This is a genomic window from Kosakonia sp. MH5, from assembly GCF_009935945.1.
GTDB lineage: Bacteria > Pseudomonadota > Gammaproteobacteria > Enterobacterales > Enterobacteriaceae > Kosakonia > Kosakonia radicincitans.
The window spans coordinates 44,891-58,106 of the sequence record NZ_QODH01000015.1 but is presented as its reverse complement, the minus strand read 5'-3'; the positions used below and the strand labels follow the sequence as shown (position 1 = coordinate 58,106).

Annotated in this window: 12 protein-coding genes; 4 read left to right on the top strand and 8 right to left on the bottom strand. The window is 55.5% G+C overall.

The features are described from left to right. Positions 1 to 140 precede the first annotated feature (140 nt). A complete protein-coding gene (gene metR, locus DK872_RS24990; protein WP_007369151.1) occupies positions 141 to 1,094 on the top strand; it encodes an HTH-type transcriptional regulator MetR in 954 nt (317 codons plus the stop codon). On the opposite strand, the gene DK872_RS24985 is transcribed toward metR, so the two are convergent. From DK872_RS24985 to pldB, 3 genes are all read right to left on the bottom strand, one after another. After that, positions 982 to 1,881 carry a carboxylate/amino acid/amine transporter gene (locus DK872_RS24985; protein ID WP_071531953.1) on the bottom strand — a complete coding sequence of 300 codons (900 nt, stop codon included), beginning with the start codon at positions 1,879 to 1,881 and terminating at the stop codon, positions 982 to 984. The two genes, metR and DK872_RS24985, sit on opposite strands and share 113 nt — an antisense overlap. A 104-nt stretch (positions 1,882 to 1,985) precedes the next feature. Next, entirely contained in the window at positions 1,986 to 2,786 is an 801-nt protein-coding gene (gene yigL / locus DK872_RS24980) for a sugar/pyridoxal phosphate phosphatase YigL (RefSeq protein WP_007369153.1), read from the bottom strand. Between the two features lie 25 nt (positions 2,787 to 2,811). Then, positions 2,812 to 3,804: a lysophospholipase L2 gene (pldB, locus tag DK872_RS24975; RefSeq protein ID WP_007369154.1), complete on the bottom strand. Its 993-nt coding sequence runs from the start codon at positions 3,802 to 3,804 to the stop codon at positions 2,812 to 2,814. 108 nt (positions 3,805 to 3,912) lie between these two features. Here pldB and rhtB point away from each other — a divergent pair, with 108 nt between their 5' ends. After that, complete coding sequence (gene rhtB, locus DK872_RS24970; protein ID WP_007369155.1) at positions 3,913 to 4,533, top strand: homoserine/homoserine lactone efflux protein; 621 nt, start codon at positions 3,913 to 3,915, stop codon at positions 4,531 to 4,533. Positions 4,534 to 4,613: 80 nt separating this feature from the next. Here the strand turns inward: rhtB and rhtC are convergent, their stop codons facing one another. The 3 genes from rhtC to pldA form a co-directional block, all read right to left on the bottom strand. Beyond that, positions 4,614 to 5,237: a threonine export protein RhtC gene (gene rhtC, locus DK872_RS24965; RefSeq protein ID WP_007369156.1), complete on the bottom strand. Its 624-nt coding sequence runs from the start codon at positions 5,235 to 5,237 to the stop codon at positions 4,614 to 4,616. Between the two features lie 61 nt (positions 5,238 to 5,298). Next, the gene (gene recQ, locus DK872_RS24960) at positions 5,299 to 7,125 is read right to left on the bottom strand and encodes an ATP-dependent DNA helicase RecQ (protein WP_007369157.1); all 1,827 of its coding nucleotides are present in this window, start codon (positions 7,123 to 7,125) and stop codon (positions 5,299 to 5,301) included. A gap of 67 nt (positions 7,126 to 7,192) precedes the next feature. After that, positions 7,193 to 8,062: a phospholipase A gene (pldA, locus tag DK872_RS24955; RefSeq protein WP_007369158.1), complete on the bottom strand. Its 870-nt coding sequence runs from the start codon at positions 8,060 to 8,062 to the stop codon at positions 7,193 to 7,195. 160 nt (positions 8,063 to 8,222) lie between these two features. On the opposite strand from pldA, the gene yigI reads away from it, so the two are divergent. Together yigI and rarD are read left to right on the top strand one after the other, a co-directional pair. Next, positions 8,223 to 8,690 (top strand): acyl-CoA thioesterase YigI, encoded by a 468-nt coding sequence (gene yigI, locus DK872_RS24950; RefSeq protein ID WP_007369159.1) that lies wholly within the window; start codon positions 8,223 to 8,225, stop codon positions 8,688 to 8,690. A gap of 55 nt (positions 8,691 to 8,745) precedes the next feature. After that, positions 8,746 to 9,642, top strand: a complete 897-nt coding sequence (rarD, locus tag DK872_RS24945; RefSeq protein ID WP_149289296.1) for an EamA family transporter RarD — start codon at positions 8,746 to 8,748, stop codon at positions 9,640 to 9,642. Between the two features lie 90 nt (positions 9,643 to 9,732). Here the strand turns inward: rarD and corA are convergent, their stop codons facing one another. Together corA and uvrD are read right to left on the bottom strand one after the other, a co-directional pair. Then, positions 9,733 to 10,683, bottom strand: coding sequence for a magnesium/cobalt transporter CorA (corA, locus tag DK872_RS24940; protein WP_007369161.1), 951 nt, complete (start codon positions 10,681 to 10,683; stop codon positions 9,733 to 9,735). A 357-nt stretch (positions 10,684 to 11,040) separates the two neighbouring features. Continuing rightward, positions 11,041 to 13,203 carry a DNA helicase II gene (gene uvrD, locus DK872_RS24935; RefSeq protein ID WP_035889540.1) on the bottom strand — a complete coding sequence of 721 codons (2,163 nt, stop codon included), beginning with the start codon at positions 13,201 to 13,203 and terminating at the stop codon, positions 11,041 to 11,043. Positions 13,204 to 13,216: the final 13 nt, after the last annotated feature.

The window sequence follows — 13,216 nt, the reverse complement described above, 5'->3', positions numbered from 1 at the left end:
ACTGGGGCGCGCAAGGCAGCCAACGCACCTGCAAGTCGAAATATGACGAGTTTAGACGTCCAGATGTTTACACATCCATATTGTGAAGGTACTGTATAAACCTCAAGCGCAAATTGTTCATGCCGGGGTGAAGGACATTCATGATCGAAATTAAACACTTGAAAACGCTACAGGCGTTACGAAACAGCGGGTCGCTGGCTGCAGCAGCGGCAACGTTGCATCAGACGCAGTCGGCGCTTTCCCACCAGTTCAGCGATCTGGAACAACGCCTCGGCTTTCGTCTGTTTGTGCGTAAAAGTCAGCCGCTGCGTTTTACGCCGCAGGGCGAGATCCTGCTGCAACTGGCCAATCAGGTTCTGCCGCAAATCAGCCGCGCGCTGCAGGCTTGTAACGAGCCGCAGCAAGCCACGTTGCGCATCGCGATTGAGTGCCATAGCTGTATTCAATGGCTAACGCCTGCACTTGAGAACTTCCGCCAGAACTGGCCGCAGGTGGAGATGGATTTCAAATCCGGCGTGACCTTTGACCCGCAGCCTGCGCTACAACAGGGTGAGCTTGACCTGGTGATGACATCCGACATTCTGCCGCGCAGCGGCCTGCACTATTCACCGATGTTTGATTTTGAGGTACGGCTGGTGATGGCGCCGGATCATCCGCTGGCGGCAAAAGCGCGCATCACACCGGACGATCTTGCCAGCGAAACGCTGCTGATCTACCCGGTGCAGCGTAGCCGCCTTGATATCTGGCGTCATTTCCTGCAACCGGCGGGCATCAGCCCGGCGCTGAAAAGCGTTGATAACACGCTATTGTTGATTCAGATGGTTGCCGCCCGGATGGGGATCGCGGCGCTGCCGCACTGGGTGGTGGAGAGTTTTGAACGCCAGGGTCTGGTGGTGACCAAAACCCTGGGCGAAGGATTGTGGAGCCGGCTGTACGCGGCGGTGCGCGACGGCGAGCAGCGTCAGCCGGTTACGGAAGCGTTTATTCGCTCAGCGCGGAACCACGCGTGCGATCACCTGCCGTTTGTGCGGAGCGCGGAGCGACCCAACGGCGATGTACCCACAGCGAAGCCATTATCACCGAACCACCAATAATAAAGCTCGGCCAGTGCGGCTGTTCCTGCCAGATAGCGAGGTTGACCAGCAGCCCGGCGGGAACATGCACATTGTTCATAATGCCGAGCGTCCCGGCGTCAACCTGCGTTGCGCCGTAGTTCCACATAAAGTAACCCAGACCGGAAGCGACCACGCCCAGCCATACCAGCACGCCCCACTGCAAAGTGGTTGTCGGCAGCTTCTGCGGGTTACCCATCACAAACCATGCGGTGACAGCAACAACAAATGCCCCCAGATAGAACCACGCAAAGGCGTTATGCTGCGGCATGGGCCGCGTTTCCATCAGGAGTTTATAACCAACCATGCCAATGGCGAAGCTGATGTTCGCCAGCTGTACCAGAATCAAACCGATCCAGAAGTGATCGCTGACTTTGTCATAACGAATAATCGCCGCGCCAATCACCGCCAGCCCGGCGCTCAGGGCGTAGCTCCAGCGCAGCCCGCGCTTACTCAGCAGATCGTAAATCAGCGTAACGTACAGCGGCGTGAAGACAGTAAACAGCAGGAATTCAGAGACCGTCAGGTAGAGATACGCCTGAAAGCTGAACAGGTACATAATGCCAAGCTGCATCGCGCCCACCAGCATATACAGGCCAATGGTTTTCAGGTTGTGCCCGCGCGTGCGCAGGAACGGTAAAAACACCAGCGCCGCCAGCCCCACGCGCATCAGCACGGAGAAATAGCTGTCGACATGGCCAGCAAGGTATTCGCCTATCAGGCTAAAGGAAAAGGCCCACAGGATCGTGGTGATGATCAGTAACGCCACAATGAAGCTCTCTCAAAATAGTGAGGCTTCATTGTAGCGAACTCAATTGCGCAAAGTTTGAGTATTTGGTTGACGTCTGATTATTTAATAACCAGACATCAATCTTATTGCAGGAACAATTTACGCAGGTAATGTGGCACGGCGTTATCCGCATTGGTGCCAATCACTTCCAGCTCCGGATGCAGATCTTTCAGGCGCTGATGGGCGTTGCCCATAATGCAACCCTTACCGGCCATCGACAGCATTTCAGCATCGTTCATGCCATCGCCAAAGGCGATGCAATCCTTCAGACCATAGCCCAGCGCACCGGCAACAGCTTCCAGCGCATGCCCTTTCGATACGCCGCCCGCCATCACTTCCAGACAGGTTAGCGTCGAGAAGCTGACGTTGACACGGTCGCCCCAGCGCGCATTGATCGCCTGCTCCAGCGGCAGCAGTTTTTCATGGCTGTCGCAGGTGAAGAAGACTTTGCTGATGCCTTCCGGCTCCAGTAAGCCCGGCTCATACAGCGAATACTGGAACACCGCTTCTTTGAAAAAACGCATCTCGTCAGGGCGATGGCGGTTCATAAACCATTCGTCGTTACGGTAGACATTGGTAATGATATCTTTCTCGTTGTGCATCACACCGAACAGATCGCTGGCGATATCGCGATCCAGATTGTGGCTAAAGACCAGATTTCCATCGGTATCGTGCACGCGCGCGCCGTTGGAGGTGATCATATACGCCTTGATGCCGAGATTATCGCGGATTTGCCCGACATCGACATGGTGGCGACCGGTAGCAAAAACAAAATTGACGCCGTGGCCGGTCAGCAGTTTTAACGTTTCTTTCGCGAAAGGTGACAGTGTGTGGTCAGGGGAGAGCAACGTGCCATCTAAATCAGACGCAACAACCTGGTACATAGGAAAATTTTACCTCAATAAATAATTAGTTATGCCGGTCGAAGAATTCGACGATGGCGTTGAGCGCGACCGAGCGCATAGCGTCCTTTTCGAAAAGGATCTCATGGTACGCGCCGGGTATAACAAACGGTTTTCCCCCTTCACAAGGGTGGCCCGCCGCAGCGCGAATTTCGCAGAAGCGTTGTTGCATGCGGTTATCCACCACGTGCTCCTCTTCTGCCTGAATAATTAATGTTGGGGTGTCATCGTTTGCCGCCCCTGCCAGCGCGTGTTCTCCGGCCAGAATGCCTTCGCGCACCCAGTGCCACGTCGGCCCGCCCACACGCAGCGTCGGTTCGTCGGCATAAAAACGCAGATTGCGCCGGTAACGCTCGCGGCTGTGGGTCAGCACGTTAATCGCGAACGGCAATGCGCGCCAGCTTCCGGTGCCGATAGCGTAATTGTCGCGAAGACGCGGATAGCTTTCCGCCCAGTCAAGCAGCGGGCGTACCATCCACTCCGGCAGGCGAATGATAATGCCGAACATCGGCGCGCACAGGGCAATAGCATCACAGACATGCGGATAACGCTGTAAGAAGAGCGTGGCGATCGCGCCGCCCATCGAATGCGCCAGGATATAACGTTTACGCCAGGGTCCGTCGGCGACTTCCTGCTGCCAGAATGCCGCCAAATCATCAACATAATCGCTAAAGTTGACCACATGACCCCGGTGCGTATCCGCCAACATTCTCCCGGAACGCCCCTGCCCGCGGTGATCGATAATCAACACATCGTAACCGAGGTAGAACAGGTCATACGCCAGTTCGGCGTATTTGACATAACTTTCAATGCGGCCCGGACAAATCACAATCACCCGATCGTGGCGACGATCGCGAAAGCGGACAAAACTGACGGGTACATTATCGACACCGGTAAACACGGCTTCTTCACGCGAGCGCCAGAAATCCATCAGCGGCCCGGTGGTAAATGCCGCGAACGCTTTTTCTCTGGTTTCCCAGGCCGTTTTTTGCCGAAACATCGGAATTTCGCCCCTGTTAGCCATGTAAAATCGTTTTTTTGTGACCAATAGCAAAATCCACTGACAATAGCGTATTGTGGCATAAAAACAGACAACCAGGAATTTCTCATGACCTTCGAATGGTGGTTCGCCTACCTGCTGACTTCAATCATTTTAAGTCTCTCGCCCGGTTCCGGTGCGATTAACACCATGACCACGTCCATTGGCTACGGCTATCGCGGCGCAGCGGCTTCTATTGCCGGATTGCAGACCGGGCTTGGCATTCATATCGTGCTGGTCGGTGTCGGGCTGGGTACGCTGTTTTCTCGTTCCGTGCTGGCGTTTGAAGTGCTGAAATGGGCGGGCGCAGCCTACCTGATTTGGCTGGGTATTCAGCAGTGGCGCGCCGCAGGCGCTATCGATCTCAATACGCTGGCGAAAACCCAGTCGCGCGGTCGGCTGTTTAAGCGGGCGGTATTCGTTAATCTGACCAACCCGAAAAGCATCGTTTTTCTTGCCGCCCTATTCCCGCAATTTATCGTGCCGCATCAGCCGCAGGTGATGCAGTATGTGGTGCTGGGGGTAACAACGATCGTCGTCGACATCATTGTCATGATTGGTTACGCGACGCTGGCGCAGCGCATTGCTGGCTGGATCAAAGGCCCGCACCAGATGAAGGCGCTGAATAAGGTATTTGGTTCGCTGTTCGTGCTGGTCGGCGCGTTGCTGGCTTCTGCCCGCCACGCCTGAGGCAGGTGCCCGGTGGCGCTGCGCTTACCGGGCCTGGAAAATCCGCAGGCCGGATGACGAAGCGCCAACCGGCAGATGAATTAACGGGAAATAATCAGATGGATGCCGAAGCCAGCAAACAGCGCGCCGGCAAAACCGTCAATCCATTTTGCCAGACGCTGATAACCGCGACGCATTGCCGGCAGTGCGAACAGGCTGGCGACGACGGTAAACCAGGCCAGCGTTTCCAGCGCAATCAGCACGAAAATACCCCAGCGCGCGCTGGTGCCGACGCCATCGCCGACAAACAGTGAAAACACCGAGCCGAAGTAGATAATGGCTTTCGGGTTCGCCAGATTGGTCAGTAACCCTTTCAGAAAGCTGCGGCCGCTGCTGGTTGCCAGCTCTACTTTCGGCGCATCAGCCGGTTTCTGATCTTTCTTCAGCGCGCCGCGCAGCATCTGGTAGCCCATCCAGCACAGATAAAGACCACCGCCGACCATAATAATGCTGTGCAACCACGCCATTTTTTCGAGGATCAAGTTCAGGCCGAGCAGCGCCACGCCAGCCCACACCATTACGCCACAAGTGATGCCGAACACGCCCATCATCGCCTCTTTGCGCGAGCGGCTAACGGCGGTTTGCGAAACGAAGAAGAAATCCGGGCCGGGGCTCATCAGGGCAACGATATGCACCAGCGCCACGGTAAGAAATAACATCAACATAGAGAACCTGCGGGAAGATAATTCAGTGAGTAACTATCCTGGCACTTTTCGGCCGCTAAAACTACTCTTCGTCGCCATCGACATGTGCGCGGATAAGCGCCATAAATTCCTGGCCGAAACGCTCAAGTTTGCGCGTTCCCACGCCGTTTACGCTGAGCATTTCCCCCGGCGAAAGCGGCATCTGTTCGGCCATCTCAATCAGCGTTGCATCGTTAAACACCACATAAGGCGGGATATTCTCTTCGTCGGCAATCGCTTTTCGCAATTTACGCAGCTTGGCGAACAGCTTGCGATCGTAATTGCCAACGGCGGCTTTCTGCATCACTTTTGGCTTCAGCGCTACCATTCGCGGCACCGCCAGCATCAGCGGTACTTCACCACGTAGCAGCGGACGCGCCGCTTCCGTTAACTGAAGCGCAGAATGCTGGGCAATATTCTGGGTGGCAAATCCCATATGGATAAGCTGGCGGATCACGCTCACCCAGTGTTCATGGCTCTGCTCGCGGCCAATGCCGTACACCGGCAATTTGTCGTGACCGAATTCGCGGATGCGCTGATTGTTCGCACCGCGCAGCACTTCCACTACATAACCCATACCGAAACGCTGATTGACGCGATAGATGGCCGACAACGCTTTTTGCGCGTCCTGCAAACCATCGTACTGGCGCGGCGGATCGAGGCAAATGTCGCAGTTGCCGCAGGGCTCCTGCCGCCCTTCGCCGAAATAGTTGAGCAGCACCAGACGACGGCAGGTTTGCGCTTCAGCAAATGCGCCCATCGCATTGAGCTTGTGCCGCTCAATATCCTGCAATGGCCCTGCCGGTTTCTCCTCCAGACAACGGCGCAGCCACGCCATATCCGCCGGATCGTAAAACAGCATCGCTTCCGCAGGCAGGCCGTCACGCCCGGCGCGGCCCGTCTCCTGATAATAGGATTCGATATTGCGCGGGATGTCGAAATGCACCACGAAACGTACGTTCGGCTTGTTGATGCCCATGCCAAACGCCACGGTTGCCACCACGATTTGTAAATCGTCGCGCTGGAACTGCTCCTGCACCCGCGCGCGTAGCTCGTTATCCAGCCCGGCATGATAAGCCGCCGCGCTGAACCCACGGCTTTGCAGGCGCGCGGCGGTGTCTTCCACCTTGGCGCGGCTGTTGCAGTAAATAATGCCGGATTTACCGCGCTGCTCCTGTACGTAACGCAGCAACTGATCGAGCGGTTTAAATTTTTCCATCAGCATATAGCGGATGTTTGGACGGTCGAAGCTGCTGACCTGGATCAGCGGATCGTTTAAGCCCAGCAGGCGTTCGATATCGCGTCGCGTGGTGTCATCAGCTGTCGCAGTCAGCGCCATAAAAGGCACGGACGGCAGCATCTGGCGCAAGTGGCCAAGTGCGGCGTATTCCGGGCGGAAATCGTGACCCCACTGGGAAATACAGTGCGCTTCGTCAACGGCCAGCAGCACCGGGTTCCACTGGCGCAACTGGTCAAGGAAGTTGTCGAGCATCAGGCGCTCGGGCGCGATATAAAGCAGACGGATCTGGCCGTTGCGACAGCCGTTGATCACGTCAAACTGCTGCTCACGGCTTTGGGTAGAGTTCAGGCACGCCGCCGCAACGCCGTTGGCAAGTAGCTGGTCGACCTGATCTTTCATCAGTGAGATCAACGGCGAAACCACCACCGTCAGCCCCTGCAGCACCAGCGCCGGAATTTGATAGCACAGGGATTTTCCGCCGCCGGTCGGCATCACCACCAGGCAGTCGCGGCCGCTCAGTACGGTGTCGATAATATCCTGCTGGCCCGGGCGGAATTGCTGGTAGCCGAAGGTCTCCTGCAAGACCTGTTTAGCCAGCGATTCCTGATTCAATACTTCCGCCTGCGCCACAATGACCCCATTTGCCTGAAATAAAAACAGGCGCTATTTTCAGCGCCTGCGCCAGAAACTGCAATGCTTAAAACAGATCGTTAAGCATCACGCCCACACCAATACGGGTTTGATTGAAATTATAGTCAATCAATGATTCGCCGTAGCCGCTGTAAACCTGGGTGTAGAACCGGACGTGTCGGGTTATCGGATAGCTGATGCCGATTTCCGCACCGCCGTAGCCGGTATTCCAGTTGTACTGCCCTTTGGCGCTGAGGATTGCCTCGCCCAGTTGATAACCAATCTCCAACTGGTAATAGCCCATGTATTTGGTGATGTCCGGATTATCGTCGGTGGAACCCACCACATACCAGGGCTTCACTTGAACCATCCAGTTGCCGTTTTGCGCCATCAGGCGGGTGTAGATGCGGTTCCAGCTACGTGATGTCGGGTCGGAACGGCCGTTTGAATCGTGGTTAAAACCCATCTCCACATCGCGCAACGTCCAGCCAGCAAACTCATAATCGGTGGCGAAACCGAGGAAAAGCTGCGGTTCGTAGTTGGTTTCACGGAACGGTGATGACTCAGCGCTATTGGAGAGCTGCCACCAGGACTTCTGCGTATAGGAAGCGCCAAAAACAGAATTGGGCCCCAGAATCCCGCGCCACAGCGGAAACGCCAGGCTGAGCTGAAACTTCACTTCGTCCTTACGCGCATTATCAGACCAGTTATAGGAGCGAATCGCTTCCTTGTTCATATCGCTGGTATCGGTATAGATCACGTAGTTGGTTTCATAAGGATAAAGCGTGAAAGGATTATCGTGCTCCTGCAATAAATTGGCGATGATGCTACCGCGCACGGCGGGGGCATCATGAACTTCCTTTACCGTAGCTTCCTGTGCGTATGCCATAAAAGGCAGTGCAAGCACTGCGAAAAACCAACCCAGAGAGGTCCGCATCGGTTTTATGCTCCCGAATCATATTGTTGAATTGAAGAAGTTCCCCGCAAGTATTCTACATATTTATTGAGTCACTGCTCAGGTATCGGTTCTTAAACTGGAAATCAACAAATAACAGGCATAAAATCAACATTCCATTAACACATCGGATCAGATTGCTATGTCAGCCGTTCTCACAGCCGATCAAACCCTTAAGCTGGTGGGCGAGATTTTTGTCTATCACATGCCGTTTAACCGTGCATTAGGTCTTGAGCTGGAACGTTATGAAAAAGAGTATGCAGAGTTGAAATTTACTAATCAGCCAATGATGGTGGGCAACTGGGCGCAAAGCATTTTACATGGCGGCGTAATCGCCTCCGCGCTGGATGTCGCCGCTGGTCTGGTTTGCGTGGGCAGCACGTTAACCCGCCATGACACTATCAGCGAAGAGGAGCTGCGCCAGCGTTTGTCGCGCATGGGCACCATTGATTTACGCGTCGATTATCTGCGGCCTGGGCGCGGCACGCGCTTCACCGCCAGCAGTAGTTTGCTGCGCGCGGGCAATAAAGTTGCCGTCGCCCGCGTAGAACTGCATAACGAGGATCAACTGCATATCGCCAGCGCGACGGCCACCTATATGGTGGGGTGAGGCGGTTGTGAAAATCGGGTAACATACGGTTACTTTTCAGCAAAGAGTTTTCCCGATGGATGCAAAACAGACGCGGCTGGGCGTGTTACTCGCTCTGGCCGCTTATTTCATTTGGGGGGTTGCCCCGGCCTATTTCAAAGTGATTTGGTACGTACCGGCTGACGAAATTCTCACTCACCGCGTCATCTGGTCCTTCTTCTTCATGCTGGCGTTGATCAGCGTCAGCCGTCAGTGGGGCAGTGTAAAAGCGCTGCTGCAAACGCCGAAAAAAATCCTGCTGCTGGCCGTCTCGGCCGTACTGGTTGGCGGCAACTGGTTGCTGTTTATCTGGGCGGTAAACCACAACCATATGCTGGAAGCCAGCCTGGGTTACTTTATTAACCCACTGGTGAATATCCTGCTGGGGATGCTGTTTTTGGGCGAGCGTTTCCGTCGTATGCAATGGCTGGCTGTACTGCTGGCTGCCGTCGGCGTGCTGGTGCAACTGTGGACGTTTGGCTCGCTGCCGATCATTGCGCTTGGTCTGGCATTTAGTTTTGCTTTTTACGGCCTGCTGCGCAAAAAAATCGCTGTCGATGCGCAAACCGGCATGCTGGTAGAAACGCTGTGGTTACTGCCGGTTGCAGCAGTGTGGCTATTTGGCATCACCGATAGCCCGACCAGCCATATGGGGCAAAACAGCCTGTCGCTGAACCTGTTGTTGATGGCCGCCGGTGTGGTTACGACGATTCCTCTGCTCTGCTTTACCGGCGCGGCAATGCGTTTGCGTTTATCGACGCTGGGCTTTTTCCAGTATATCGGCCCGACGCTGATGTTCCTGCTGGCGGTTGCTTTCTATGGCGAGCATCCAGGGCCGGATAAAATGGTGACCTTTGGTTTTATCTGGCTGGCGCTGGCGATTTTTATTATGGATGCGGTATACACCCAGCGCGGTTTACGCAAAAACGAGTGATGAAGAGTTTGTGCGGCCTCTTTACCGCATGTTGAAGCGGCGCACGCACTCCAGTGAAAATGAAAAAGGGCGGCAGCGCCGCCCGTTATCTTACAGCCAGTTGCGGCGCTTGAAGTAGAGATACGGCGCCAGCCCGGCGAGGATCATAAAGACAATCGCGCCAGGGTAGCCGAAGCTCCAGTGCAGCTCGGGCATAAATTCAAAGTTCATCCCGTAGCTGGATGCCACCAGCGTCGGCGGCAGGAACACCACGGAAACGACCGAGAAGATCTTGATGATGCGGTTCTGCTCGATATTGATGAAACCCATCGCCGCCTGCATCAGGAAGTTCACCTTCTGGAACAGGGATTCATTGTGCGGCAGCAGAGATTCGATATCGCGCAGGATCTCACGCGCCTGCTCCAGCTGACCGGCCGGTAAACGCGCCTTGCGCACCAGGAAGTTCAGCGCGCGCTGAGTATCCATCAGACACAGGCGCACCTTCCAGCCGATATCTTCCTGCTCCGCCAGCGTTGAAAGCGCGTCGTCATATTCATCGCCCTGCTGGCCTTCCATAATGACGCGGCTCAGCTTTTCCAGGTCGCTGTAGATGTTTTCGATCTCATCCGCCAGCTGTTCGATTTTGGTTTCGAACAGATCCAATAGCAGTTCATAGGCGTTGCCATCAACCATCTCCTGGCTGCGGGCGCGCATACGATAGAGGCGAAACGCGGGTAATTCGCGCTCACGCAGCGTGAACAGGCGACCTTCGCGAATGGTGAATGCCACCGTTGAGTTACCGGCGTGATCTTCAGCGTCTTCAAAAAAGAAGAAGGAGTGGATGTGCAGCCCGTCTTCGTCCTCGAAAAAACGCGCGGAGGCTTCGATGTCTTCCAGTTCAGGTCGGGTGGCCAGGTTCTGACCCAATTCCGTTTGCACACGGGTTCGTTCGTCTTCGTCCGGCTCGACCAAATCAACCCAAACCGAGCTGGCGAGGTGTTTGATTTCGTCAGCCTCAAGACGGGTTAAACGATTGTTTTCCAGTTGAAATGCGCTCAGCATGGCCGGGACTCCCAATGCAAAAAATATCGGACAGTTCGGTGGGCACACAAGAAACGAATTGGGTTTCAGACCATTAAACAGCCTGACTCAGCGCGACGGGAAACATACAGGTCGCTGACAACCTCTGAGGCTATCAGCATGAGAAAATAGCCTTAGGAGTTGTTCCTGCGGAACAGGAGATTGAGCCAGTATCTACTGGGTGTGTCCAAGGCGAATGTCCTCTTAGCGTGATCGTGCGCGCATGTTACGCCAGCACTCAGAAGGCGTCAACACGCAACGAAACGCTAAAGAGCAATATTTGCCCTTTAGCGTATAAGGCTAGCAGATTATTACAAAATAATGATATTTTTCTGAACGTTAGACAGTTTCCAGCTTCGCATAAGCGGCCACCAGCCATTTAATACCCTGCCCCTGGAAAGCCACCTGCAAACGGCTATGTTCACCGCTGCCTTCCATGTTCACTACCGTACCTTCGCCAAACTTCGCATGGCGCACGCGTTGGCCAAGTTTATAGCCGGTGTCGCTCTGCGCGGCTGGCGTTCCCATGCGCTGATGACTAACCGGGCGGCTGATGCTGGCGCGTAAACGCACCTCTTCCACACACTCTTCCGGCAGCTCGCCGATAAAGCGTGAAGGGCGGTGATAAACCTCTTTTCCGTACAGACGACGCGTTTCAGCGTAGGTTAGGGTCAGTTTCTGCATCGCTCGCGTCACGCCGACATACGCCAGCCGGCGCTCCTCTTCCAGACGACCGCCCTCATCCAGCGACATCTGGCTCGGGAACATGCCCTCTTCCATGCCAACGATAAAGACCTGCGGGAATTCCAGACCTTTTGCCGAGTGCAGCGTCATAAGCTGCACCGCATCCTGCCAGGTGTCCGCCTGCCCTTCACCCGCCTCCAGCGCGGCGTGAGAGAGAAACGCCTGCAACGGCATTAAATCTTCATCTTCTTCGTTGTAGCTGAACTGCCGCGTGGCGGTGACCAGCTCCTCTAAGTTCTCAATACGCGTCTGGCCTTTCTCGCCCTTCTCCTGCTCGTACATCATGCGCAGACCAGAGTCGTTCACCACCCGGTCGGTTTGTACATGCAGCGGCATATCGGCCGTTTCCTGCGCCAGCGCGTCAATCAGTTCGAGGAAGCGTTGCAGGGCGCTTGCAGCACGGCCCGCCAGTGCTTTTTCCTGTAACAGCTCGCGCGTCGCCTGCCACAGCGTCAACTGACGATCGCGTGACGTCTGGCGCACAACATCCAGCGTGCGATCGCCAATGCCGCGCGTCGGCGTATTCACTACGCGCTCAAACGCGGCATCATCATTGCGGTTGGCGATCAAACGCAGATAGGAGAGCGCATCTTTGATCTCCTGACGTTCGAAGAATCGCATACCACCATAAATGCGGTACGGCATACTGGCCTGCAACAGCGCCTCTTCCAGCACGCGCGACTGGGCGTTGCTGCGATAGAGAATGGCGCACTGCGTCAGTTGCCCACCGTTGTCCTGCCAGGCTTTGATACGGTTTACGACAAAGCGCGCTTCGTCCAGCTCGTTGAACGCGCAATAGAGTGAAATCGGCTCGCCATCGACGCCGTCGGTCCACAGATTTTTCCCCAGCCGCCCGTTGTTGTTTTCAATCAGGGCGTTAGCGGCGCTAAGGATATTACTGGTGGAGCGGTAGTTCTGCTCCAGGCGAATGGTCTGCGCGCCGGGGAAATCTTTCAGGAAGCGCTGGATGTTTTCCACTTGCGCGCCGCGCCAGCCGTAAATGGACTGATCATCGTCGCCGACGATCATCACCTTGCCGGTGTCGCCCGCCAGCAGGCGGATCCATGCGTACTGAATGTTGTTAGTATCCTGAAATTCGTCCACCAGGATATTGGTAAAGCGTTCACGATAGTGCTGCAAAATATGCGGCTTGTTCAGCCACAGCTCATGGGCGCGCAGCAGCAGCTCGGCAAAATCCACCAACCCGGCGCGATCGCAAGCTTCCTGGTAGGCCTGATAAACTTTCTGCCAGGTCTGCTCAACCGGGTTACCGAAACTCTGGATATGATGCGGACGAATGCCCTCATCTTTCTGGCCGTTGATGTACCACATTGCCTGACGCGGCGGCCACTGCTTCTCATCCAGATTCATCGCTTTGATCAGGCGTTTCAGCAACCGGAGCTGATCTTCACTGTCGAGGATCTGGAAATCCTGCGGCAAATTGGCGTCCATATGGTGCGCACGCAACAAGCGGTGCGCCAGGCCGTGGAACGTGCCCACCCACATTCCGCCCTGTGAGGTGCCCATCAACTGACCGATACGGTGACGCATTTCCGCCGCCGCTTTATTGGTAAAAGTGACCGCCATGATCGAGTACGGCGAGCAGTTCTCCACGGTCATCAGCCAGGCGATACGGTGTACCAGCACGCGCGTCTTACCGCTCCCCGCCCCGGCCAGCACCAGCATATTGCTGCGCTCTGCGGCTACGGCGTCGCGCTGTTTGTCATTGAGGCTGTCGAGCAGATAAGAAACGTCCATAGGTACCGTCGCG

Bases quoted from the DNA above. Each gene is read 5' to 3' on its own strand.
- metR (WP_007369151.1), top strand. From the start codon at position 141: ATGATCGAAATTAAACACTTGAAAACGCTACAGGCGTTACGAAACAGC.
- yigL (WP_007369153.1), bottom strand. From the start codon at position 2,786: ATGTACCAGGTTGTTGCGTCTGATTTAGATGGCACGTTGCTCTCCCCT.
- pldB (WP_007369154.1), bottom strand. From the start codon at position 3,804: ATGTTTCGGCAAAAAACGGCCTGGGAAACCAGAGAAAAAGCGTTCGCG.
- rhtB (WP_007369155.1), top strand. From the start codon at position 3,913: ATGACCTTCGAATGGTGGTTCGCCTACCTGCTGACTTCAATCATTTTA.
- rhtC (WP_007369156.1), bottom strand. From the start codon at position 5,237: ATGTTGATGTTATTTCTTACCGTGGCGCTGGTGCATATCGTTGCCCTG.
- pldA (WP_007369158.1), bottom strand. From the start codon at position 8,062: ATGCGGACCTCTCTGGGTTGGTTTTTCGCAGTGCTTGCACTGCCTTTT.
- yigI (WP_007369159.1), top strand. From the start codon at position 8,223: ATGTCAGCCGTTCTCACAGCCGATCAAACCCTTAAGCTGGTGGGCGAG.
- rarD (WP_149289296.1), top strand. From the start codon at position 8,746: ATGGATGCAAAACAGACGCGGCTGGGCGTGTTACTCGCTCTGGCCGCT.
- corA (WP_007369161.1), bottom strand. From the start codon at position 10,683: ATGCTGAGCGCATTTCAACTGGAAAACAATCGTTTAACCCGTCTTGAG.
- uvrD (WP_035889540.1), bottom strand. From the start codon at position 13,203: ATGGACGTTTCTTATCTGCTCGACAGCCTCAATGACAAACAGCGCGAC.